General features: G+C 42.1%; 22 protein-coding genes. 12 read left to right on the top strand and 10 right to left on the bottom strand.

The window, feature by feature from the left end; genetic code table 11:
* A partial coding sequence (locus BLQ57_RS21340) for a transposase (RefSeq protein ID WP_394331272.1) occupies nucleotides 1–179 on the bottom strand: 179 nt, incomplete at its 3' end.
* Nucleotides 180–457: 278 nt separating this feature from the next.
* Between BLQ57_RS21340 and BLQ57_RS13405 the strand changes: the two genes are divergently transcribed.
* The 3 genes from BLQ57_RS13405 to BLQ57_RS13400 are packed head-to-tail and all read left to right on the top strand — an operon-like array spanning nucleotide 458 to nucleotide 1280.
* Nucleotides 458–700, top strand: a complete 243-nt coding sequence (locus BLQ57_RS13405; RefSeq protein ID WP_087940020.1) for a hypothetical protein — start codon at nucleotides 458–460, stop codon at nucleotides 698–700.
* 3 nt (nucleotides 701–703) lie between these two features.
* A complete protein-coding gene (locus BLQ57_RS21185) occupies nucleotides 704–901 on the top strand; it encodes a hypothetical protein (RefSeq protein ID WP_169712759.1) in 198 nt (65 codons plus the stop codon).
* Nucleotides 902–905: 4 nt separating this feature from the next.
* Nucleotides 906–1280, top strand: coding sequence for a type II toxin-antitoxin system VapC family toxin (locus BLQ57_RS13400; RefSeq protein WP_169712758.1), 375 nt, complete (start codon nucleotides 906–908; stop codon nucleotides 1278–1280).
* Nucleotides 1281–1528: 248 nt separating this feature from the next.
* Here BLQ57_RS13400 and BLQ57_RS13395 read toward each other — a convergent pair whose 3' ends face one another.
* The gene (locus BLQ57_RS13395) at nucleotides 1529–3685 is read right to left on the bottom strand and encodes a S9 family peptidase (RefSeq protein WP_394331271.1); all 2157 of its coding nucleotides are present in this window, start codon (nucleotides 3683–3685) and stop codon (nucleotides 1529–1531) included.
* A 269-nt stretch (nucleotides 3686–3954) separates the two neighbouring features.
* Here BLQ57_RS13395 and BLQ57_RS13390 point away from each other — a divergent pair, with 269 nt between their 5' ends.
* The 3 genes from BLQ57_RS13390 to BLQ57_RS13380 all read left to right on the top strand — a co-directional run bounded on the left by BLQ57_RS13390 (nucleotide 3955) and on the right by BLQ57_RS13380 (nucleotide 7743).
* Entirely contained in the window at nucleotides 3955–4941 is a 987-nt protein-coding gene (locus BLQ57_RS13390) for a D-alanine--D-alanine ligase (protein ID WP_087940015.1), read from the top strand.
* A 285-nt stretch (nucleotides 4942–5226) separates the two neighbouring features.
* Nucleotides 5227–6390 (top strand): AIR synthase related protein, encoded by a 1164-nt coding sequence (locus BLQ57_RS13385; protein ID WP_087940014.1) that lies wholly within the window; start codon nucleotides 5227–5229, stop codon nucleotides 6388–6390.
* 3 nt (nucleotides 6391–6393) lie between these two features.
* Nucleotides 6394–7743 carry a neutral/alkaline non-lysosomal ceramidase N-terminal domain-containing protein gene (locus BLQ57_RS13380; protein WP_087940013.1) on the top strand — a complete coding sequence of 450 codons (1350 nt, stop codon included), beginning with the start codon at nucleotides 6394–6396 and terminating at the stop codon, nucleotides 7741–7743.
* On the opposite strand, the gene BLQ57_RS13375 is transcribed toward BLQ57_RS13380, so the two are convergent.
* Complete coding sequence (locus tag BLQ57_RS13375) at nucleotides 7740–8372, bottom strand: class I SAM-dependent methyltransferase (RefSeq protein ID WP_169712757.1); 633 nt, start codon at nucleotides 8370–8372, stop codon at nucleotides 7740–7742. The two genes, BLQ57_RS13380 and BLQ57_RS13375, sit on opposite strands and share 4 nt — an antisense overlap.
* On the opposite strand from BLQ57_RS13375, the gene BLQ57_RS13370 reads away from it, so the two are divergent.
* On the top strand, nucleotides 8371–9729 hold the full coding sequence (locus tag BLQ57_RS13370; RefSeq protein WP_087940011.1) for an acyl-CoA dehydrogenase family protein: 1359 nt from the start codon (nucleotides 8371–8373) through the stop codon (nucleotides 9727–9729). The two genes, BLQ57_RS13375 and BLQ57_RS13370, sit on opposite strands and share 2 nt — an antisense overlap.
* A gap of 120 nt (nucleotides 9730–9849) precedes the next feature.
* Here BLQ57_RS13370 and BLQ57_RS13365 read toward each other — a convergent pair whose 3' ends face one another.
* Nucleotides 9850–10710 (bottom strand): hypothetical protein, encoded by an 861-nt coding sequence (locus BLQ57_RS13365; RefSeq protein ID WP_087940010.1) that lies wholly within the window; start codon nucleotides 10708–10710, stop codon nucleotides 9850–9852.
* Nucleotides 10711–10765: 55 nt separating this feature from the next.
* On the opposite strand from BLQ57_RS13365, the gene BLQ57_RS13360 reads away from it, so the two are divergent.
* Nucleotides 10766–11401 carry a GDSL-type esterase/lipase family protein gene (locus tag BLQ57_RS13360; protein ID WP_087940009.1) on the top strand — a complete coding sequence of 212 codons (636 nt, stop codon included), beginning with the start codon at nucleotides 10766–10768 and terminating at the stop codon, nucleotides 11399–11401.
* A 108-nt stretch (nucleotides 11402–11509) separates the two neighbouring features.
* Here BLQ57_RS13360 and BLQ57_RS21615 read toward each other — a convergent pair whose 3' ends face one another.
* The 5 genes from BLQ57_RS21615 to BLQ57_RS13335 all read right to left on the bottom strand — a co-directional run bounded on the left by BLQ57_RS21615 (nucleotide 11510) and on the right by BLQ57_RS13335 (nucleotide 17744).
* Nucleotides 11510–11899, bottom strand: coding sequence for a hypothetical protein (locus BLQ57_RS21615; RefSeq protein ID WP_317042232.1), 390 nt, complete (start codon nucleotides 11897–11899; stop codon nucleotides 11510–11512).
* A gap of 10 nt (nucleotides 11900–11909) precedes the next feature.
* Complete coding sequence (locus BLQ57_RS13350; RefSeq protein ID WP_087940008.1) at nucleotides 11910–14669, bottom strand: TonB-dependent receptor; 2760 nt, start codon at nucleotides 14667–14669, stop codon at nucleotides 11910–11912.
* A 21-nt stretch (nucleotides 14670–14690) separates the two neighbouring features.
* A complete protein-coding gene (locus BLQ57_RS13345; RefSeq protein ID WP_087940007.1) occupies nucleotides 14691–15773 on the bottom strand; it encodes a phytase in 1083 nt (360 codons plus the stop codon).
* Nucleotides 15774–15964: 191 nt separating this feature from the next.
* Entirely contained in the window at nucleotides 15965–17413 is a 1449-nt protein-coding gene (locus BLQ57_RS13340; RefSeq protein ID WP_087940006.1) for a tetratricopeptide repeat protein, read from the bottom strand.
* 112 nt (nucleotides 17414–17525) lie between these two features.
* Nucleotides 17526–17744, bottom strand: coding sequence for a hypothetical protein (locus BLQ57_RS13335; RefSeq protein WP_139162735.1), 219 nt, complete (start codon nucleotides 17742–17744; stop codon nucleotides 17526–17528).
* Nucleotides 17745–18031: 287 nt separating this feature from the next.
* On the opposite strand from BLQ57_RS13335, the gene BLQ57_RS13330 reads away from it, so the two are divergent.
* The 4 genes from BLQ57_RS13330 to BLQ57_RS13315 all read left to right on the top strand — a co-directional run bounded on the left by BLQ57_RS13330 (nucleotide 18032) and on the right by BLQ57_RS13315 (nucleotide 22032).
* Nucleotides 18032–18628, top strand: coding sequence for a Crp/Fnr family transcriptional regulator (locus tag BLQ57_RS13330; RefSeq protein WP_087940004.1), 597 nt, complete (start codon nucleotides 18032–18034; stop codon nucleotides 18626–18628).
* A gap of 58 nt (nucleotides 18629–18686) precedes the next feature.
* Complete coding sequence (locus BLQ57_RS13325; protein ID WP_087940018.1) at nucleotides 18687–19565, top strand: pirin family protein; 879 nt, start codon at nucleotides 18687–18689, stop codon at nucleotides 19563–19565.
* A gap of 332 nt (nucleotides 19566–19897) precedes the next feature.
* Nucleotides 19898–20281: a hypothetical protein gene (locus tag BLQ57_RS13320; RefSeq protein ID WP_087940003.1), complete on the top strand. Its 384-nt coding sequence runs from the start codon at nucleotides 19898–19900 to the stop codon at nucleotides 20279–20281.
* 80 nt (nucleotides 20282–20361) lie between these two features.
* Nucleotides 20362–22032 (top strand): sodium-dependent transporter, encoded by a 1671-nt coding sequence (locus tag BLQ57_RS13315; RefSeq protein WP_087940002.1) that lies wholly within the window; start codon nucleotides 20362–20364, stop codon nucleotides 22030–22032.
* Between the two features lie 457 nt (nucleotides 22033–22489).
* Here the strand turns inward: BLQ57_RS13315 and BLQ57_RS13310 are convergent, their stop codons facing one another.
* Complete coding sequence (locus BLQ57_RS13310; RefSeq protein ID WP_262481080.1) at nucleotides 22490–23014, bottom strand: PorP/SprF family type IX secretion system membrane protein; 525 nt, start codon at nucleotides 23012–23014, stop codon at nucleotides 22490–22492.
* Nucleotides 23015–23043: the final 29 nt, after the last annotated feature.

Genomic DNA, 23043 nt, shown 5'->3' with positions numbered 1-23043 from the left:
TTTTCCAGATAGCCGTATACCAGAACTTTCAACAACAGTTTGGGATGGTAACTACTAGCCCCATTTTCAGAGAACCGATTATAAACAGAACTAAGATCAATCTGGTCAATAATCTGGTTGACGGTTCGTCCGGGATGGTTTAACGGAATAAGTTCTTCCAAACTTGGTGGAAGAAACATTAGCTGGTTGGGATTGTAGTCTTTAAAGCCTACATTTAAGTCTTGTTTTTGCACACCTCAAATTACAACATTTGAGTTAAACAGGAAAGGCTAGCCGAGAAATCGACTAGCCTTTAAACTATCTATTTTTGAGACAGCCTCTTTTTTATGGCCTTTAGGATCCATAATTACATACCGTACTACTCAATTGAAGCAGCATTTCGACTTTCTATATCAAAAGCTTATTCGAAATGCGAACCATTTTGGCTAATTTGGAGTCAAAGAAGAAACAGATTTCTATGAGCCGAGAGGAATTTAAGAATATGCCTTTGCACCAAAAGATCAAAACCCTTTACCTAGAGGGCACTTTTGTGGTGGCTATTCGCTACTATCGGCACAAGGTCAATCTCTATCTTTTGGAAAACGAATACGTAGAAGTTTTTTACAATCACAAAGAAGATAAGATTGACAAAATCGACTTTTTGCCCCGAGACCACAGCCGGATGAAATTCTACCTTGATCAGATTAAATTAGTAAATTGAGCTATGGAAAAAATAACGATTAGTATCCTTGATAAGAAGGCATTCAAAAAACTTGAAGCCCTTGCGAAACAAAAATTGATAGAAATTAATAAAGGGCAAACCAGTTCAACGGTAGATTGGGAAAAGTATGTTGGCAGCGTTAAAAAGATGCCCATTACTGAGATTGAGAAAGATATTAAGGAATTTAGAAACTGGGAATAATGGTATGGGATACAAATGCAATAATTTTTTTCTGCAGGATCTACTTCCAGAATCCTCCAAACTCTCACTTTTGGAGGAATTATATCAACGTGATCAATATTATTCCATCATTACAGAAATAGAACTTTTATCTTGGAAAAAACTCACAGAAAAGGAAAAACTGGTGATTTCGGATTTTTTATCTCATTTCAGAAAAATAGAACTGTCTGAAGATGTCAAGGACGAAACAATCCGCATTAGAAAGAGATTAAACATTAAAATTCCTGATGCTGTAATAGCTGCTTCAGCTCTAGTACAGGGAAAGGAATTATTAACTCACAATCAAAAGGATTTTGAAAAAGTAAAGGGACTGGAAATTTTTAATCCAATGGAGCTCTAGAAAGTTATTTTGTAAAATGGCATCTGTTATTGGTTTATCTGAATCTATGTCAGGCTGAACGGACTCGAAGCCCCCCTTAAAATTCTTATGTGAGGTTTCATTTTTGCATTCTGACTCACATTTTCCTCGACTTCTATCGAATCTTATTGATCGAAAATTCCCTTCAAGAGAAATAAACTTTTCTTCTTTCCTCGAGACTATCTTAAAACAATAAAAAACCGCAGAACTCTCATCCTGCGGTCTATTACTTAAAGCTTTCTTTTCAAGAAATCCGTCATCTGCGTGTACAAATGCCAAGTCGTATTTCCTCCGTAAATCCCATGGTTTCGATTGGGATAATAGAATGTCTCAAACTGCTTATCGGCAGAAATCAAGGCATTGACCAGATCAACTGTGTTTTGATAGTGCACATTATCATCCCCTGTACCATGGATTAGAAGATAATTGCCCTTCAGTTTATTCACGTGAGTAATTGGGCTATTGTCATCATATCCGGCAGCATTGAGTTGAGGAGTCTGCAGGTAGCGCTCGGTGTAGATTGTGTCATAATATCTCCAAGTAGTCACTGGAGCCACGGCAATTGCTGTTTTGAATACATCGTTCCCAATCATTAAAGCAAGTGAAGACATGTATCCGCCATAAGACCAGCCCCAGATACCAATTCGCTCAGGATCTACAAAGGACTGCTTGGCAAAAAACTTGGCGCCTTCGATCTGATCGATAGTTTCAATTTTACCCAAATTAGCATAGGTGGAATGCTTAAAATCACGCCCTCTTGCTCCTGTACCTCGATTGTCTACACAGGCAACGATGATTCCCTCAGCGACCAAGGCTTGATGCCAAAAGTCACGAGTTCCTCCCCAAGCATTCAAGACATTCTGAGAACCCGGACCACCATAAACGTACATGAGTACAGGATACTTTTTATTGGGATCAAAGTCTGCCGGCTTGATCAAATAGCCGTTGAGCGCTGTACCATCTACCGTTGGGAAAGTAAAAAACTCTTTCTGCCCCAAAGCAAAACCCTTCACTCGCTCCTTCAATTCTGTATTTTCTTCCAATACTTTGATCGTTTTTCCAGCATTGTCATTTAGCGTGACCACTTGTGGGTGCTCGGTCGTCGAGTAGTAATCGATGAAAAAACGAAAATCCGGGCTCATATTGATCCGATGAGTACCGGTAGCAGGAGTCAAGGCCTTTTTGTTTTTCCCATTCAGATCTATGGAGTAAAAGTTCCTTTCAAGCGGAGAAGCCTCTGTAGACACAAAGTAGACTTTTTTGGCTTTTTCGTCCACACCTACCAAGTCTGCAACTTCCCAGTTGCCTGTGGTGATTTGCCGGATCAAGCTACCATCCATCGCATGATGATAAATATGCTTGAATCCATCTTGTTCCGAAGTGCGAATAAAGCTCTTCCCATCGCTGAGGTACTGCAAGTTGTCATTGTAATTCAGATCCACATAGGTCTCAGATTTTTCTGAAAGAATCAGCTTGCTCTCTCCTGTGGTGGCATTGGCATGAAAAAGGTCCAGTTGGTTTTGAAGTCGATTGAGTCGGATAAAAGCCAGTTGATTTGCATCTTGAGTCCAGTAGATCCTTGGCAGATAAATATCAGTCTCAAGACCAGTATCGATTTTCTGAATTTTTCCGGAGGCGACATCAAAGACATGAATGCTCACTTCTGAATTTTTCTCTCCAGCTTTTGGATATTTGAACCGATAGTCCTCAGGGTAAAGTGATCCCCAAAGCTGCATGTTAAACTCGGGAACTTCGGACTCATCAAATCGGATAAAAGCGATCTTTTTACCATCCGGTGACCATTTGAAAGCTTGGGCCATGGAAAATTCCTCTTCATACACCCAATCGGCAGATCCATTGATTATTTTATTCCATTCTCCATCTCTTGTGATTTGCGTCAAGGCACTGCTAGCCAAATCCACCAAATAGAGGTTATTTTCTTTGACAAAAGCAACCTTATCGTTATCAGGTGAGAGCGTAGCATAGGAGATTTTTTCTCCGTTCATCAACTGCTGCTTTTCTCCACTTGCCATATCGACCACATAAAAGATTCCTTTGCTAGATCTTCGATAAATCGACTCTACATCGGAGGCGATCAGCGCTTTGGATTCATCAGCGTTGAATGAGTAGGAAGTAAAATTCACGCCCAGTTTGCGCCCATCCAGCAGCACCGCTTCTTCCTCACCAGAGGCCAAGTTGATTTTTACCACCATCGGCGAACCTCCACGATTGACCAGGGAACTGTAATATTGTCCATCTTTCATCCAATTGATGCCATAGACAGATTTTTGGCTGAAGGTGTTTTTCTTAAAAACATCCTCTAGAGTAACTTTCTTTAACTCTTGAGCCTGTAGGGTAAAAATGCTCATTGATAAGATAAGCAGCATCAGGCCTTCTATTTTCCAACTTTTTATCATCAGTTAATCTATTTTTGGGTTATTCTAGTTTGTTGGGCGAATATAAGAAAATAAGGCACTGAGGACATTACCTTCCAAAAGCTTCTCTTAGCCGGATTGAATTTTTTGGTAAACTTTAAGAATTCAGTCCTTTTCCTACTTCCAAACTCTCCGAGGGATTTTAGAACTCTCGGAGAGTATCGAATACTTGCAGCATCCACAGATTTTCTCCTATTTTGCTCTAGAAATTTTTCCCCAACATGAAGAAAAAAATTGCCTTGGTTACCGGTGGTTTCACCGGCGAATCTGTCATCTCACTCAAAAGTGCTGCTGTCGTAGAAAAAACAATCGACCGTGATCGCTACGATGTCTACAAAATCCTGATTTATCCAGGAGATTGGTATTTTGAAAGTGCCTCAGGAGAAAAGATCCCTGTGGATCTCAATGATTTTTCTATCAGCATAGGGGATGAGAAAATCACCTTTGATGGGGTATTCAATATCCTGCACGGTTCTCCAGGTGAAGACGGGAAACTGGCCGGCTATTTTGACATGCTGAATATTCCATATACCACCTGCGATCAGCTGACCTCAGCCATTACTATGAACAAGGGCTACACCAAAGCCATCGTAGATGATATTCCCGAGCTTTATATTGCGAAATCACTGCAACTTTTTGAGAACTCTGCCACAAATCAAGAGCGGATAAAGAAGGAATTGAGCTTACCCCTTTTCATCAAACCCAATAATGGAGGCAGCTCTATCGGGATGAGTAAAGTAAAAACTTGGGAAGAATTACCACAAGCTTTAGCTAGTGCTTTCGCTGAGGACAAGCAGGTTTTGGTCGAAGAATTTGTCTCAGGAAGAGAGTTTTCGATTGGGGTTTTTCGAGGAAAAGGAAAAATCACCGTATTGCCAGCGACGGAAATTGTCAGTAGCAAAGAATACTTTGATTTCGAAGCCAAATACACCGCAGGGGTAACTGAAGAAATCACTCCGGGTCGAATGAATGAGGAAGAGGCAAGCCGGGTCAGCCGAATTGTAGAAAAGATTTATGAAAAGCTCAACTGTAAAGGGGCTGTTCGAGTGGATTATTTTCTGGAAAAAGAAAGCGGCAAATTTTTCTTCATTGAGATCAATACCGTACCGGGCCAAACCGAAACCAGTTTGATTTCTCAGCAGGTTCGAGCGATAGGAATGGAGGTAAAAGACTTTTACACGCAGTTGATCGAGGAGATGTTTGAGTAAGGGGAAAAATCGAAGACGGAAGCCTATCTCAGCCGAGGAACGAGGCTATAGTTCGCCGAAGGCGTATTTCACCGAGCTAAGCAAGGTATATTTCGTAAGGCCAATTTAAACAAACAAAGTGAGTTGTATCTCGCGATCGAAGGAATCTTATATTACCGAGCTAAGAGATGTATATTTCGCAAAGCGTACCTCAACGAGCGAAGCAAGTTATATTTCCACCGCATTTCCTTCTTCAATGAAAGGGATTAATTAACTTTGTCCATTGGTAACCAATCCCAAAATCCCATGAACGAGCGCTACATGCAGCGCGGTGTTTCCGCCTCCAAAGAAGATGTGCATCAGGCCATCGCCAACCTTGACAAAGGACTTTTCCCAAAAGCTTTTTGCAAAATCGTCGAAGACACACTCGGCAATGACCCTGATTTTTGCAATATCATGCATGCTGATGGAGCCGGAACCAAATCCTCCCTTGCCTACCTCTACTGGAAAGAAACCGGAGACCTCAGCGTCTGGAAGGGAATCGCTCAAGACGCCATCATTATGAATATCGATGATTTGCTCTGTGTGGGTGCGATCAATAATATCTTAGTGTCCTCTACCATAGGAAGAAATAAAAATCTGATTCCTGGCGAAGTCATTTCAGCTATCATTCAAGGCACAGAAGAGGTCTTGCAGATGCTCCGAGACAATGGGGTCAATGCTGTTCTGACGGGTGGAGAAACCGCAGACGTAGGAGACTTAGTTCGGACTGTCATCGTAGACAGCACCGTCACCTGCCGGATGCCACGAACAGATGTCATCTCCAATGATAAAATCCAAGCCGGAGATGTAATCGTGGGATTGGCCTCTTTTGGCAAAGCCAATTACGAATCAGAATACAATGGCGGCATGGGTTCCAACGGGTTGACTTCTGCCCGACACGATGTATTTAATAAGCTATTAAAAAGTAAGTACCCTGAGTCTTTTGATCCTGCTGTACCTGAGGATTTGATTTACACAGGAAAATATAACTTGACAGATCCGGCTCCGGGAGCTCCTGTGGACATGGGAAAATTGGTGCTTTCGCCCACACGAACCTATGCACCTATTATGGTCGACGTACTCAATTACCTCAGGCCGCATATTCATGGGTTGGTGCATTGCTCAGGAGGAGCACAGACTAAAGTTTTACACTTTGTCGATGAAGTGCATGTTATTAAAGATAACCTTTTCGATATTCCACCACTTTTTAGAATCATACAAGAGGAAAGTGCTACCGACTGGAAAGAAATGTACAAAGTCTTCAATATGGGGCACCGGATGGAGGTTTATCTTGACGAGCGCTACGCCGAGGAAATCATCGATATTGCCGAATCCCACGGGGTAGAAGCTCAGATTATCGGAAGAGTGGAAGCCGCCGAGAGCAAAAAAGTAACCATTCAGAGCCCTTACGGGACCTTTGAATATTAATTTATGGCCTGGAAATCCACATTTTTTACTTTTGGAAAGGTCCTACTTGGGATCTTTCTATTTTTGATACTAGTGGCACTTTTTACCTTGAAAAAAGTGGACCGAAGCCCCATCTCCGAGCAGGATTTCTATGGGGAAACATTCGCCAATTTGGAAAATCTAGCCTTCGAAGACGGGAAAGGTGAGGCTTGGCTGGCAGGTTGGGGCAAAGCCAATATGACTCCGAAAAATCCTGCCCAACTCGTCGGCTATGCGCCACGGGGAGAGTATGAATTTGTAGAAGACAGCAGCTTTGTTAAAAGCATTATTCTTGGAAACGGGATTCAGCAAATCGCTTGGTTGAATTTCGAGCTTTTGATTGTTCATCCAGTTCTAGCTGAAGCGATAACTCAAAGAGTTCAGCGGGATTTCCCAGAAATCAACCAATTGCATTTCACCGCCACACATACCCACTCCGGAATAGGTGGCTACATGCCAGGTCCTTTGGGTGAATTTGCTTTTGGAGGATTTGATCAAAAGATCGTGGATTTGATCTCTGAAAAAAGTATTGTAGCGCTTAAAGAAGCTCAATCATCTCTCGATACCGTATCCCTCAGTTTCCGAAAATCAGATGCCGGCACGCTCGTTTCCAATCGCTTTGTGAAAGATGGTCCTTTCGACCCTTATGTGCGCCAGCTTATTTTTACCAAAAAATCTGGGAAAAAGGCCACGCTGCTCACCTATTCGGCGCATGCCACCTGTCTGAGCTCCAAATTTATGGGACTATCGGGAGATTATCCTTTTTACCTCATGCAAGAGTTGGAACAGGAAGAATATGAATTCAGCATCTATGCAGCAGGAACTGTGGGATCTCATAGACCCATGCCAATGGGAAATTCGCCAGAGGACATTCGGGCTTATGCCCGCTCCCTTGATTCATTGACACGACTGAAAATGACCAAGTTTGCCACGATAAAAAATCCAAGGATTAAAACAGGAACTTTGGCCATCGGGCTACGGGAGCCCCATCTGAGAATCTCCGACAATATCCGAATCCGACCTTGGCTTTTTGAAAAATTACTCGGTGAAACCAACCCTCATTTTGATATCACCCTGCTGGGTAATACCCTGATCATTTCCTCAAGTGGAGAGATTTCGGGGGTGTTTTATCAAAAATGGGAGCAACTAGCAGAGGAAAAAGGGCTCAATCTACTGATTACTACTTTCAATGGAGGCTATATCGGATACATCACCCCAGACGAACTCTATGATGAGCATTACCATGAAGTCCGGGAAATGAACTGGTTCGGGCCTGGAAATGGGTACTATTTTGATGAGCTTATTCGGCAGATTATCACCACGGCCCGTCTTTAATTTTTCTCCCAAAGTTGAGATCGGATCCAGCCTTTTTTAAATTGCTTTTCTGCGGTCAATTCAAAACCATGTTGACTCAAGAACTTTGAATAATCAGGCAAATCTTTCCTTTTATGTGCTGTCAGGACCCGGAAGATTCTAATCATCAATCCAGTCATAAAATCGTGGAAAAACCCCGCCTTTCTGAAAAAATCTGATAGCAGCAGGATTCCACCTTTTTCCAAATTGTGAGAAACATCCATCAGAAGCTGCTCGATTTCATCATCTGGAACTGTGTCCAGCACAAAGGGAAAAATCACACAGGATACTTTTTCCTGACTTTTGAATTCTCCCAAATGAAAAGTCAACTGGCTTTCAGAGAGGTTTTTTTGAGCTCTTTTTAGCATACTGGAGGAAAGCTCCCAATATTCTCCTTCTAATTCATTCTGAATTTCTCGGAAATGATTACCATCTCCTCCCCCGATTATAATTACCGATTTCTTTGGTATCTTAGAAAGATAACAAGTCGTCGCCTGATGGATGACATCTCCAAAAACCAATTGGGAAATCTTGGTATAAAAAGGTGCCAAAAGGCGATAACGATCTTTCACTTTACTAAATGTTCGGTAATAATCCCCTAGATACAACATGAAAAATCTTTTTAAAAACATCGCAGGAATCAGACAGCTTTTAAAATCAGTGGACTTGGATCAGATATCTAAACTTTCTCAGAAGGTCGATCTCTCCAAAATGGTCGGGCTGGTATCACAGATGAGTGAAGAAGACCTTTCCAAAATGATGGGCATGCTCAAGGGAGGGGGAAAACCCAAAGAGATTCCTCCCATCAATGGAGATTTTTATGAATTGGGGAAAAGTCTACCCAAGCACGAGCGTGATATCCAGCTCCGGGTACGCGAGTTTATGGAACGGGAGATCAAACCTATCGCCAATCACTATTGGAACCGAGCCGAATTTCCCATGCAAATCATTCCAAAAATGGCTGAGCTCGATATTGCGGGATTGACTTACCAAGGATACGGCTGCCCAGGACATTCTTTTTTGCTAGAAGGCTTCATTGCTATGGAAATGGCACGAATTGACACCTCGATTTCTACCTTTTTTGGGGTTCAGAGTGGCTTGGCTATGGGTTCCATTTACCTCTGCGGATCAGAAGAACAGAAAAAAGAGTGGCTCCCCAAAATGCAAAAGCTCGAAAAAATCGGAGCCTTCGGACTGACCGAGCCGGAGGTGGGTTCCGGAGTAGCCGGTGGACTGACCACTACCTGCAAGCGGGAGGGTGATTCCTGGATTTTAAATGGACAAAAGAAATGGATCGGAAATGCTACTTTCTCCGATATTACTATCATTTGGGCCCGTGATTTAGACGATCAGCAGGTCAAAGGATTTATTGTCCGCAAAGAAAATCCCGGTTTCAAAGCGGAAAAGATGGAAGATAAAATGGCCCTCCGAACCGTCCAAAACGCATTGATTACGCTGAGCAATTGTGAAGTGGCTGAATCAGATCGCCTGCAGGAAGCCAATTCCTTCCGAGATACGGCCAAAGTCCTACGGATGACTCGTGCCGGTGTAGCCTGGCAAGCGGTAGGTTGCGCCCGAGGAGCTTATGAATTGGCATTAGCCTATACTAATGAGCGTAGACAATTCGGGAGACAGATTGCCTCTTTTCAGCTGGTTCAAGACCTCCTCGTTACCATGCTTGGCGATTTGACTGCCATGCAGACGATGGTTTTTAGACTTTCGGAGATGCAAGACGAGGGAGAATTGAAAGATGAACATGCTTCCTTAGCCAAGGTTTTTTGTACACTCAGAATGCGATCTATTGTAGATCAAGCGAGAGAATTGTTTGGTGGAAACGGGATTTTGCTAGAGTATGATATCGCGCGATTTGTAGCCGATGCCGAGGCAGTCTATAGCTATGAAGGAACCAAAGAAATCAACTCTCTAATCGTAGGAAGAGCTATCACAGGACATAGCGCCTTTGTGTAGATTGGAGATACCCATTTCACTCCTAGTCCCGTAAGTGCCCTCCTTTCCCGAAGGGACCGAAGCACTTGAGACTAGGTTTACTGCGCTTTGAAAATACTTCAGGCTGATAACCCCCCAACCTTAAAACAAAAGCAACACCCAAGGAATGGAAAAAGCCCACTCCATTACGAATCGCTGTTTTTCCTCGTCTTTTACTTTCTGTCTAAAAACCATCCAATGCACTAGTGTCATCATCAAAATCAGCGCAATAAAAATCTTATAAAATGAAGGGCTTAGCATAAAAAGCAAGAGGCAAACCCCAATCAATCCCCAACTTAAATAGTCAGTCCATTTACTCAGTGTAGAAATAGAATTATTTCTAGTTGCGGCAAAAAAACCGGCCTTCTGATCCTCCTCCGAATCGAGCTGAGACAGTATCAGTAAATTCAGCAAGGCCAAGCCCAAGTACAATCCAAAAAAGACAAGAAACCAATAGGTCCTGTCCAAAAAACTCGACCTCAAAAAAGGAAGCCAAGAAATGCCAATAACATAAAATAGGGCGATGGAAAATTCCTTCATCCAGCCTTTGCCAAAGTGCCAAATGATGAAGCGAACACCTACAATCAAAGCGGCTAAAGCTAGTGTCAATTGTAGCTCTAATCCCCAACCAAACCACCAATAGCCCCCAAGCAAACCAAGGATTCCAAAAAGCCCGATAAAGACCAGAATTACCCTATTGGCATTTTGATGAAATAATCGACGAGGGGAATTAAGCTCCACTTTTCGAGCATCAAGATAATGGTCTAGGTTATAAATGCACCAAACTGCCAAAGCCAAAAGTGAGTACGCAGGCCATGCTAAATTTACATGAAGGAGATATGAAAAAAACAACATTCCCGCCATGGCACCTACCACCACATCGATAGATAGCCAAGAAATCAAAGAAAGAATTTTTTTCAAGGAATGCATCTTGTAAAAATAGCCTGCTATTTCTGGAAACAAGGATTTTTTACTGGACAAAAATTTCTATTTTAGAAATCAATAAACCCCCAAACCTATGAAAACCTTGTTTACCCTTTTGCTTGGAGTCTTAATTACATCTGCTGCTTTTTCCCAAAAGCCAATAAAAATAGCCTGTGTCGGAAACTCCATCACCCAAGGTCCCGGACGAGATCATCCTGATAGCTATCCCCTACAAATGCAGGAAATCCTGGGAGAGGCTTATGATGTCAAAAACTTTGGTGTAAGCGGAAGGACGCTATTGAAGAAAGGAGATTTCCCCTATTGGAATGAACCCCAATTTGAGGAGGTCAAAGGCTTTGCTCCAGACATTTTGGTAATCATGCTGGGCACTAATGACTCCAAGCCTCAAAACTGGACCTACAAGACTGAATTTAGAAAGGATTACTTAGATATGATCGCAGCCTTTCGGGAAACTATGCCTGCCGATGGCAAAGTCTACGTAGTCATGCCGGTACCGGTGACCAAGGATAATTTCGGGATCACTGCCGAAGTCATGAACAACGAACAGCGGATGATGATCATGGATATCGCGAGATCAAGCGGTGCCGAATTAATCGATCTCTACACACCGCTAATGGATAAAGCCGAACTCCTTCCCGATGGTGTGCATCCTAATACAGAAGGATTGGGAATCATGGCTGCTGCTGTAGCCCGAGCGATTCGTCTATGAAATTATAGATCGAAAAATTGGCAGGTAAAAATTAGAGCAAAAATAGCTACTGCTTGAGCCGATCGGTTCATTTGAAAAAGCTCGGCGATGTTTAGCATATGAGGATACCTACATCACCCTAGACTCCGAATACAAATCATAAGCCGCTACCAGCATTTGCCGCTCGGGACTTGTCCCATAGCGGGGATAGCTTTGGATTTCTGATCGAGTTTGTACAAAAACCGGCAAGTATTCCCCCTCAAACTCATCCCAAATCACTAATAAATAGGCGTAAGAAATCTTGCTCTCGCGGCCCTTTTCCAACCAGGATTCAAATCGTGATTCTTCAAGGGAAAGGGGAAAATCGGGGCTATCAAACATAAACTCACTCAGGTAAAATTTTATCCAAAGATAATAGCATAAAGCCAAGTAAAGAATTTCAAGTGGGAAGGCTTGATTTTTTGCAAGAAAAAAACCCGGAGAATGAATCAATTCCCCGGGTAATTTAATGGTTGCCAAATGAGGCAAACTATCTAAACAAGTCGAATTTAAGACCGAAATTGAATCGGGCATTGTAATATTCCGCCTGCATCGTTCTTGCCTGAATACCTTGATAATATCTCAGCGGCTGATTGGTCAAGTTGTTTCCCTCTGCAAAAATTCTCCATTTCGGTGTGATTGCATAGGAAGCATTCACGTCAAGAAAGGTTTGCTCATCATAAAAGCGATCTTCAAAGCCTTCTCCACCCAATTCATCCAAATAATCAGAAGCATAATTAAGCGATACCCTCACTACCAAACGCTCATTTTCGTAGGAAAGTGAGGCATTGAACATGTGCTTAGCAGTTCCTGGAAGAACTAAGTCTTCATTGTCTCTTCCTTCTATTCCAGTGGTAGAAGACTCCGTAAAGGTGTAGTTTAGATACAATCCGATATTTTTGAATAATTGCCTTTGGAAAGAAGTTTCCAATCCATAGACACTTGCGGTACCTCCATTTTCAGGCCTTGAATACTGCAGGTTAGTTCCAAACTGAGGGTCACTAAACCCTTGAGTGGTGATCGTATAGACAAAATCATCAATGTCTTTATAAAATGCTCCTGCAGAAAACAAGCCCACATTTTGATAATATCGCTCAGCCATCAAATCAAAATTCATTGCAGTGGCTGCTCTCAAATTGGGATTACCTCTTTCGAGTTCTTCATCTTCAGGGCTGAATGCTGCATAAGGAACTAGATCAAAATAATTTGGTCTAGCGATGGTATTACTCCAAGCAAACCTCAAAACAGAATTCTCATTTATATCATATTTGAAATGAAGCCCAGGCATGACATTGGTGTAATTTTGATCTCCAGTCGCCGGAGAGACAGTTTCATTATCTACATCAAAGACATTTCCATTGTAAGTGATTGCGGTATTTTCTATTCGTAGTCCTCCGATAAGAGAGAACTTCTGAGAAAACTGATGGTCTGCCATGACATAGGCACCTGTGATGGTTTCTTTGGCGGTGAAATTGCCCGAAATATACTCTTCCAAAAGATCACCTTCTTCAAAAAGACTGGAGTTAGAAAGGTTGAGATTGCCCAAAAACAGGGGATCCGCAAAATTTCCAATCTGATACTGAGAGCCTGCTAAATAGCCAGGTTCGGAATAGTCAAAGTTAGGAACTGATCCTAAAGTCGCTCCAAAGGCGTCCTCATCTACGGGCTCGTATTCGAAGAAATTATTATTCCGGTCTTTGGCTTTCCCTCTGTACCGCGCACCAAATTGTAAAATACCTTTGTTTGAATAAGGATATTTAAAGTCAATTTTAGAATTGATATCACGGTCAGAAGTATAGCTATACTGCTCCGAAATCTCATTTAAGCCTATTCCAAAATTATCAGCAGGGTTAATCAACTGAGACAAAGGCTTTCTGGGATTAGAAATATCCACTAGGACATCTTGTCTACTCGATCGGAAAGAAATGTATCGCTCATTGGGTCTTTCTTCCGAAGCTTTTGCGTAGGTCAGACTCCAATCCATCACTAACTTATCAAAAAGATGATGTCCCCCCATAGTCAAGTTATAGACCCGCTGATCCTCCAATCTAGCAGCTTTGATACGATCCGAATCCAATCCGCCTTTGGTCTGGAATTCTACGCGGCCTTGGGTCTGAAAAACACCCGGAGAAGATTGTGTAAAGTCCCCATCATCAAACGAGTCATCGAGCTGACTGACACGCATCCTGAATCGATTTTCCCAGTCGTCCCTGTGATTGTACATACCCGAGAAATAAATCTTATGATTAGAATTGAATTCATAATCCAAGGCCAAAGAAGCTGATCTTCTTACGCGCTGCACGCGATACTCTCGTATATCAAACTCTTCCAATGCTACTCCATTGTCTGAGTTATACCATACTGCCTCGATATTATCGGAACCAAAGTTGTGATTGTTATAAGAGGCTGAAAAAATCATCCCTAGCTTATCGTCCAAAAAGCGATTTCCAATAATCAACCCTCCTGTCCAAATAGGTTTGTTTGATAACAAGTTAACTCCTGATGCAGCAGTACCGGAAACCCTCAGCCCATTTGGGGCCTGTCTTGTAACCAAATTAACCGAACCACCAATCGCGTCTGCATCCATACTTGGCAAAACTGCCTTGTTTACCTCTATTGTTTGGATCATATCTGATGGAATTAAGTCCATCTGTACATTTCTATTATCCCCCTCTGCAGATGGAATCCGCTCTCCATTGAGGGTCACCGAATTCAATTGCGGAGCCATTCCACGGATAATTATGTTTCTCGCCTCTCCTTGATCATTTTGCATAGTGATACCGGGAATTCGCTTGAGTGCATCTCCGATATTAGCGTCTGGAAAACGACCTATCTGATCTGCGGATACAATATTGGTGATGTTCGCATTGTTTTTCTGTTGATTTAAAGCTTTAGCCTGCCCTTTCAATCGATCTCCAAAAACCACAATCTCCACTCCCTCTATTGATCCTTCTTCCATTACAAATTCAAGGAAAACTGTCTTGTTTTCTTCGATTTCAACTCGTTGTTCTGCACTTCTATAGCCAAGATAACTTACTAAGATTTCGTACTGTCCCGGGTCCAAATTGACAATGGAAAACTCACCATTTTGATTGGTCGTAGTTCCTTTAGCAGTTCCCTTGATCAATACACTCGCTCCGGGAAGAGATAAGTTTTGCTCATCTATCACCTTCCCTTTTAAAATGCCCTGTGCATTCCCCAGAATGGAAATACTCATCAGCGATACTAGCAGTAGCATTAACTTTCTCATGATTCTTGTATTTGATTAAATTTATTTTTCGATGTTGTTTAATAAATCTTCCATGCGATAAATCTGAAAGGTCTTGTCATCGGACATAGCCACAAAAATGCCTTTTGGATAGTCCTCGCCTAAAGCAAAATGGGTCACTTCCGAACCGTCACTTGACAGCGTGCTTAATTTGAGCTGGGTGAGTAGAGCATGCTCATGGGGATCATTGGCACTACCCTCACGAGGAAATACATGAAACAAATCTGCACCTTGATCCGAAACCAGAATATATCCAGTAGTCGCATTCTTCTTAAAAATGGAAATCCCCTCATGGTCATCCGTAAAACCTTCCTGAGCAAAAAATGCCAACTCTTCATTTCCCATATCCGGCTCGGCATAATATTTCCGAACACCGGCGCCCTCATCAGAATAATAGATAAAGCCCAATTCTGCATCTACTGCAATCGCTTCTATTTCCTTTTTACCAGAAAAATTCCCAAATTTTCTCACGAGCTCTAATGCTATCCCCGATTCAGTAGCTATTACCTCATATTGCCACAGATAGCTACCGTCAGTAGGTCCATTTTTCCGTCCGGCAATGATGTAAGTTTTAGCGTCTTTCGGGCTTTGATATACAGCCACACCCATCAAATCTCTAAACTCCGGTCCAGTTTCTCCTTGATAAATCTCAATTCCACCCGGGGTGATTTCTTCCATATCAGGAAGCGTAAAAAACCTCAATCTTGAGGTCAATCGCTCTCCGGTGACAGCAAAGTCAACGGTACGCTCTCCCACTTTTAGACCGTAGCCAATGTCAACATTATTGGGACGCTGTATACCCTTCCTCACCAAGGAATCCAAAATTTTTCCCTGAAGATTAAACACATATAGCCCACCCAAGGAATCCTTATCCGTACCAACAATCAAACTCTCAGCAGGATTATTTTTATTGATCCAAATCGCCGGATCATCCGTATCATAGATGACCTGCTCAGTGATCACTACAGGTTCAATTTTTTCTGAATTTGTCTCACTTGTCAAGACTTCTTTCTCATTGGAAGTAGTGCATTGAAGGCTGATAAAAGCTAAGCCTACCGTGGCCAAGGCCCGTAATCTTTGATCCATTTTTTTTCAGTTTTTTCTTGGGACAAGATTAGGGCAAGGGATTTTTTTTGACTAGAAAAATGCATTATCAAATAGGCAACAAATGAAATCTAAACCGTTAACAAAACACAAACAAAAAGTTAAAAATATATTATAAAATACTAATTTTCAGTATTTTATGAATTGTTAAAGCTAGATTAACAAATTGTAAATCATATACAAAGGATGTAACTCTGTAGACTTTCTCCTTTGGGAAGACCTATTTTTTTCCGAAGTCTATAGCGTGAAATTCTAAGGCTATCCATCGAGATTCCGAGGGTAGATGCAATTTCCTGAGAGCTCAAATTCATGCGGATTAAACTCGCTAATTTCATTTCTGCTGGAGACAACTCAATTCCTCTTCTCCCAAGAGTTTTAAAAAAATCCTGATGTACCTTTTCGAAGCTACTTTTAAAATCCTCCCAATTGGTATCCTGAGAAAAATTATGATCAATTTGTTTGATCAAATTACGGATTCGCTTTTTTTGTTCTTTTGGATCGGTTTCCAAACTCGCAAATAAGCGCTGCCGGATAATCTCAAGCATTTGATTTTTCTCGATCAGGTGAAGTGTCTGTGCACTTAGGGCCTTTGATTGTGATTCCACCTCCACCGCCATTTTTGATTCCAATAGGTTGATGTTCTCTTTTTCCGATTGAATCAGCCGTTCTTTTAATTCCAACAGCTTTTCCTGCTCCTCTAAAAGCGCCCTACTTCCCGATAGCTTCAATTTTTGACGGTTATACACCAAGAAACCAATGCCGCTTAGCAAAAAAAGTAAGAAGATCAATAATCCCCTGATTCTGGATTCAAATTGGGAGGCTTGTACAAATTGAGCTATCTGAGCTGTTTTTTCTTTGACTTCGTATTGAATTTCCTGTACGGTAATCTGTCGGGCTAGATCCTTTGAAAAAATCTCATCATCCAATTCTCTCGCTCTTTCCAGAAGAATATAGGCCGACTCAGGATCTCCCATCGCCGCATGAGTCTTGGCTAGATCTACCAAGGCACTTTTCTGTTGACTGAGATTACCCACTTCAATACCCCACTTTAGAGCAAGTTCATAAAAGGGCAGTGCCTCTTGAAATTTCCCGGATTTTCTCTCTACATCTCCCAGGTTGTTATAATTCCCTGCCAAAAGAATATTTTCCTGATATTCCAAGTTTAGCTCTAGTGCTTTTGAAAAATAAAACTCTGCAGAATCATAGTTAGCCAGATCTTCGTAAACACTCCCTAGACTCTCCAGAATCATCGCTTTTATTCCATGTTCATGATTTTGACCTATAAATGCCAAGGCTTCTTTTTGCTCATTAATAGCCGAAGACAAAGAACCTAGCTTTTCATACATACCTCCAATCAAGTTTTTACTCAATGCAATACCCGTAGAATCCCCAATGGACCAAAAAATATCGAAGGCCTGATTGTGCCTCTCCAGTGCTTTTTGGGGATTTTTCAATCGATAATAAACCAGTCCCAAGTAATTGTGATTTCTTGCTAAAAATGTGGGATCAGCCTCCTCTTTTAAAATCGATTCGGCTTCGTATAGTACCGATACCGACTCCTGATATAAGCCAAAATCAAAGAGTATTTTCCCTCTAAGGGATTGAATCCTGCCATAAATCAAATTATTATTTATGTATATCCGCTTTCTTACCAGTAAGAAGATTGAACGGCCTAAAACAAGGCTGGAAGTTCAATTTCAGGGAACTTCGGTCTTCCGTCATCGGTCTTCCAACCTAATAAGCAAAGGAAATAAGGCTACTGGTGTTATTACGGATAATCATGTTATTATTTTTAACGAGCGAGGGAGAGACATACCCCGACAAAGTTTCGAAAGCCTGAACCGGATTTTCTTCCGATGCTCTTTCCAACTTTTCTAAATCTAAGGGAAGCACCTCCTGACCTGAGTTAACGAGGAGAATCATCCCCAATAAAATTGATACGATTGAGACCATAAAAGGCAAGTTGCAATCCTCTTATTAACTGACTATTAAGAGAGTTTTTTCTTTTCAGGAAGTTTTTTGTGTTGATAAGAAATTTAAGACCTCTCGTTTACAGCTAATTACTTATTCTTAAAAACAGTGGAAGAAAACTATACCTGAATATGCCAAGAAACCAGAAACTTTTATTAGGTGGGCTTAGCTGTATTTTTACGTTAAGGATTAATGCCATAAATCTGATTCTCTCAAAAGAATATTGTCTCTAATTCCTCTATCTAGATTTTCAGTAATTTCACTTCATTATGAGCCCATTCCGATTTACAAGATACCTGACTTCCCATGCTGAATTGGATAAGGAACTGATCGATAAGATTCTTTCCCATTGCAGCAGAAAAGAAGTAAACAAAGGAGCCTTTCTCCTTCGTGCAGGAGAAAAAATCCAGCATTCATTTTTTGTAGAAAAAGGCTTACTCAAGCAATATCATGTCGATAAAAAAGGCAAGGAACACATCCTCCAATTTGCTCCCGAAAACTGGCTTATGGCCGACCGGGAGAGCGAATATTTTGACCAGCCCTCCTCCTATTCTATCGAAGCTGTGGAAGCAAGTGAGGTATTTTTCATCAACAAAGACCTAATCATGAAGCTCTCCAAAACAGATGATGGTTTTATCGCCTTTAACAATCTGCTCCTGCATCGACATATCCAACGTCTCCAAAAACGCATCACTTTGCTACAAAGCGCCACGGCGGAAGAGCGTTACCTGGACTTTATCCAGACCTATCCTGATCTCACTCTCCGGGTCCCACAGACCCACATTGCTTCCTACTTGGGCATCACTCCCGAAAGCCTCAGCCGCGTTAGAAAAGAACTTGCGGCCCGACATCGTGGTGCTTCTTAACCTAGATCAATGTTTTGGGCATGTCGCTGCTATACCTTTGGATAAAAAAGGAGGAAATATGACAACCAAGCAAATCGAATTAATCGCCAAGCCCAATCCACCGCATTTTGTCGGAGATGGATTTCGGGTGCATAATTTCATCCCGAGCTATCCCGGATTGGATATGAAGCGGATGGATCCTTTTATCATGCTTGACTACAATTCCAAGTACAACTTTCCACCCAGTCAAACCCCAAAAGGGGTCGGCGTTCACCCGCATCGTGGATTTGAAACGGTGACCATTGCCTACAAGGGAAAAGTCGAGCATCATGATTCGTCCGGCGGTGGCGGGGTCATCGGGGAAGGGGGAGTCCAATGGATGACAGCGGCCAGCGGTGTATTGCACAAGGAGTATCATGAGCGGGAATGGAGTAAAACAGGAGGCGAATTTCAGATGGTCCAGCTCTGGGTCAATCTCCCAGCTAAAGACAAAATGAGTCCGCCCAAGTACCAAGCTCTGGAAAATGATACAATCGCCAAAGTAAGCCTGCCCAATCAAGGGGGAATCGTTGAGGTGATTGCGGGGGAATATGCAGGAACGAGCGGAAGTGCCAGTACCTTCAGCCCGCTAAATATGTTCAACGCAAAATTAGAAAAAGACGGAGAAGTTAAATTCAAAATTCCCGCCGATCATAACACTTCAATTCTTGTATTGGAAGGAAGAATCGAGGTCAATGGAACTGAAAAAATACCGACGGATCACTTGGCTTTATTTAAAAATGAAGGAGAGGAATTTGTCCTCAAAGCCCTGGAAAAATCAGTGGTCTTGATCCTTAGTGGGGAACCATTGAACGAACCTATTGCCGCCCACGGACCATTTGTGATGAATACCCGTGCAGAACTGATGGAGGCGTTTCGGGATTTTAATGAAGGAAAATTCGGATATCTGGAGAGTTGAGAATCCTAAAAACTTCCTTTAAGAAAAGGGGCGGAATCATGCTTTTCATGTGTCTATAATTGATTTTCAAAGGTCATAACTTGTCCCGAGTATCGGGATAGCCTGTCCCGAACTTCGGGAGAATCTCGCACATTATCCCCGATATATCGGGGCATTCCACTGTGTGTCGCTTTGGGTCGTGCTCGATTTCGTCCCTTTTTTTACCTTTTCTCGGTCACAATTTGGACAGGAATAGAACCGAGATATGATGAGGCCGTTTCTGAGAAAAAAAATTCCTATCTGCTAAAAAAATCAATGGAATTTTTACAATAGCTTTGATCGAAATTTGATGAATGATAAAGAACTTGTTTTCTTTTTGTCCTCCCTTTGACTTAAGGTTATCAGCTCCTTATTTGATCAGCTTAGCCTTTGGTTTAGTGCTCATTGCAAGTCTTTTTTGTAATCCTAATCAGGATGATTTTGCCGATCAACATGCTGACATATCACTTTCCTATTTGGATTCAAACTATTCGGGATTGGGGTATTTGCCCACTTCCAATCCCTTTACATGGGTGTACAAAAATCAGCAGTCTTTTGGTGATGCCTGTCAATCTGTTGATTGGTTGTATCGTAAAATCTGGGCGGTCTTTCAGGAAATCCGAGTAAATGATTTTAGCCCCAAAAATCGCTTTGATTCTATTTTGGCTCAACTCCACATTTTCCATTTTTATTTCTGAGAGACACTTTTTGATTGATTAGCCTGCTTTCTATCAATGCTAGGCACCCCATTTAAAATTCTGAATACCACAATTAATTTATGGAAAAAACCTCTTTGCCCAAAGAAGCCTGGGGCTCTAGGCTAGGGCTAATTCTTGCGATGGCAGGAAACGCCGTTGGTTTGGGAAACTTCCTTCGTTTTCCTGTTCAGGCTGTCCAAAACGGTGGCGGCGCCTTCATCATTCCGTATTTGGTTTGTTTTCTTCTCTTGGGTATTCCCTTGCTATTCATCGAGTGGTCATCCGGCAGATACGGAGGAAAATTCGGCAATCATAGTACTCCGTTTATTCTTGATAGCATGGGCAAGCGGGCAGTATGGAAATACATCGGTGTATTTGGGATTTTCACCAACATCGGTGTGGTGGCTTACTATACCTATATCGAATCCTGGAGTTTCTCCTATGTGCTTCATGCCTTGATGGGGACATTTGAGGGAATGTCTCAATCCGATGTGGCCCTGTTTTTTGAGGAGTATATTTCCTTGGGAAGCAGCACCCTTGGGATCCCTTTAGAGCCCTTGATTTTTTACATATTGGTGCTATTTATAAATATTTATATCCTTTCTAAAGGACTGGGAGGAATCGAAAAAGTAGCCAAAATCGGGATGCCCCTTCTGATTTTATTTGGGATTCTTTTGGCAGTCACTGCCTATCGAATGGGTGATTCGGGACGATCTGCCGAATTCCCCGATGCCAATGCTTGGGATGGATTTGATTTTCTATGGACTCCGCAGTTTGATTCCTTGACCAATCCCAAGGTTTGGTTGGCGGCTGCCGGACAGATTTTCTTTACCCTTTCTGTGGGCATGGGTACCATTCAATGCTATGCAGCCTATCTCAACTCAAAAGACGACATTGCCCTTAATTCGGTTTCGGCGGGATTTATGAATGAATTTGTCGAGGTAGTTTTGGGTAGTGCCATCGTTATCCCAATTGCTGCTGGCTATTTGGGGATTGATTGGGTTTTAGAAAATGCCGGATTCGGAATGGCTTTTCAAACGATGCCTTTTCTCTTCCAGCAGTGGGGTGAAGTTTTTGCCGCTATTGCGGGAGTTTCCTGGTTTGGACTATTGTTCTTTGCAGGTATTACCTCCTCTTTGGCAATGGGAACCCCATGGATGGGATTTATGAGGGATGAATTTGGTTGGGGAAAAAAAAGAGGAGCCTATTCCTTCGGACTCTTGGCCTTGATAATGGGACTTCCTACCGTATTATTTTATCAGCAGGGCGTATTTGAAGAATACGATTACTGGGCCGGAACGGTCAGTTTGGTGGTCTTTGCCCTAATGGAATCCATTTTATTTGCTTGGGTATTCGGAATAAACAAAGGGTGGAGCGAAATCACAACCGGAGCCGATATCAAGGTACCTCAGGTGTATAAATTTATCATCAAATACATTACGCCTTTACTCTTGCTGATGGTGTTTTTGGGAGCTTTGATTACGCCTGAGGGGAACGATTGGGCAGGAAATATCCAATCGCTCTTCAGTGGTCAAGGCTGGAATCTCGATCCCAGTTCTATTATAGAAAAGCTCTACCACAGCGATATCAAGATCCAATTAGCAGCGAGTAAAAGTCAGGAAGAAAGCCAGATTCTGGAGGAGAAAATCTGGTACTCTAACTTTGCCAGAACCCTATTGATTAGTTTGTTTCTCCTTATCTGCTTACTGGTATTTTATGCCAATCATAAACGTAAAATCAACATCCAATGAATCCATTAGCCTTAACTCTCCTTATCCTCACCCAAGCTTTAGTGATCAGTGCTACAGTTTATTTTCTGTTTAAAGTATTGAAGTCGCCGAAAAAATCATAAAAAATAATACATGTATCTATTCTATTGAATGTACGGGTCAATCCAAGCGAAAACAATTCAGTTAAAGAGTTTTTAACAAAGAACATCTTCTCTTAAGCTTATATATAAACTCATTGAGAAAATTCTGCGAGCACTTATACATGATCATATCGATCAGGCTTGACGGATCATCTCACTTGCCCATGAATAGTCTGATCATAAGCATGAAACTAAATTCAGTTTATTTATCTAAGAAACACATTTAAAACCATCTTATCGGATAACAAATCGAATTTTATTTGATAATCATCACCAATAATATGAAGATAAATATTCAAAATGCGTTTCAAAATTTCGATTCAAAAACTAAATCAATTTTACCAAGTCGGTAAAATATCCCGCTTGTCTCTGTCATCCTTGGGGAAGAGGTTAAACACCGCTGTAAACTCATGGATTCTTCCCAGCAACTGGTAGGAGCGGGCCACAGGAAACTCAAACACGTAGCCCAGTCTCAGCCGATCGGTCACTATCCCAAACTGTACATTGCTCGCATAGTCCAGCCGGTGACCGCCGCCAACCCAGATTCTGTCCATCAGCAGTAATTTTAGATTCATATCCAACTGGTCAGGCAGGTTCTTCTGGGTTCTGTAGAAAGCATTGGCCATCACGGCCATGTTCGGACTCAAGCGCTCCCTGTAGCCCGCCTGAAGCATCTTGCTCGCCGGATAGCCGTCCATAAACACATCCCCCGAGGTGATTCTACCCCCGTTTACCCGGTGCATCCCGTAGCTCACATAGTACTTCGCATGGGTCAATGCTAGTCCCAGGTTGAAGTCCAGTACCTGCATGTCGGTAAACTGCCCCAGGTACTGTCCCAAAGTCGGGTCGTTCTGCTCTTCCAGACTCAGCGCATTGCCAATTCCCTACTTTC

The sequence above is a fragment of the Algoriphagus faecimaris genome (genome assembly GCF_900101705.1).
GTDB lineage: Bacteria > Bacteroidota > Bacteroidia > Cytophagales > Cyclobacteriaceae > Algoriphagus > Algoriphagus faecimaris.
The sequence above is the reverse complement of the archived record's forward strand: the minus strand, read 5'-3'. Positions and strand labels throughout refer to the sequence as shown.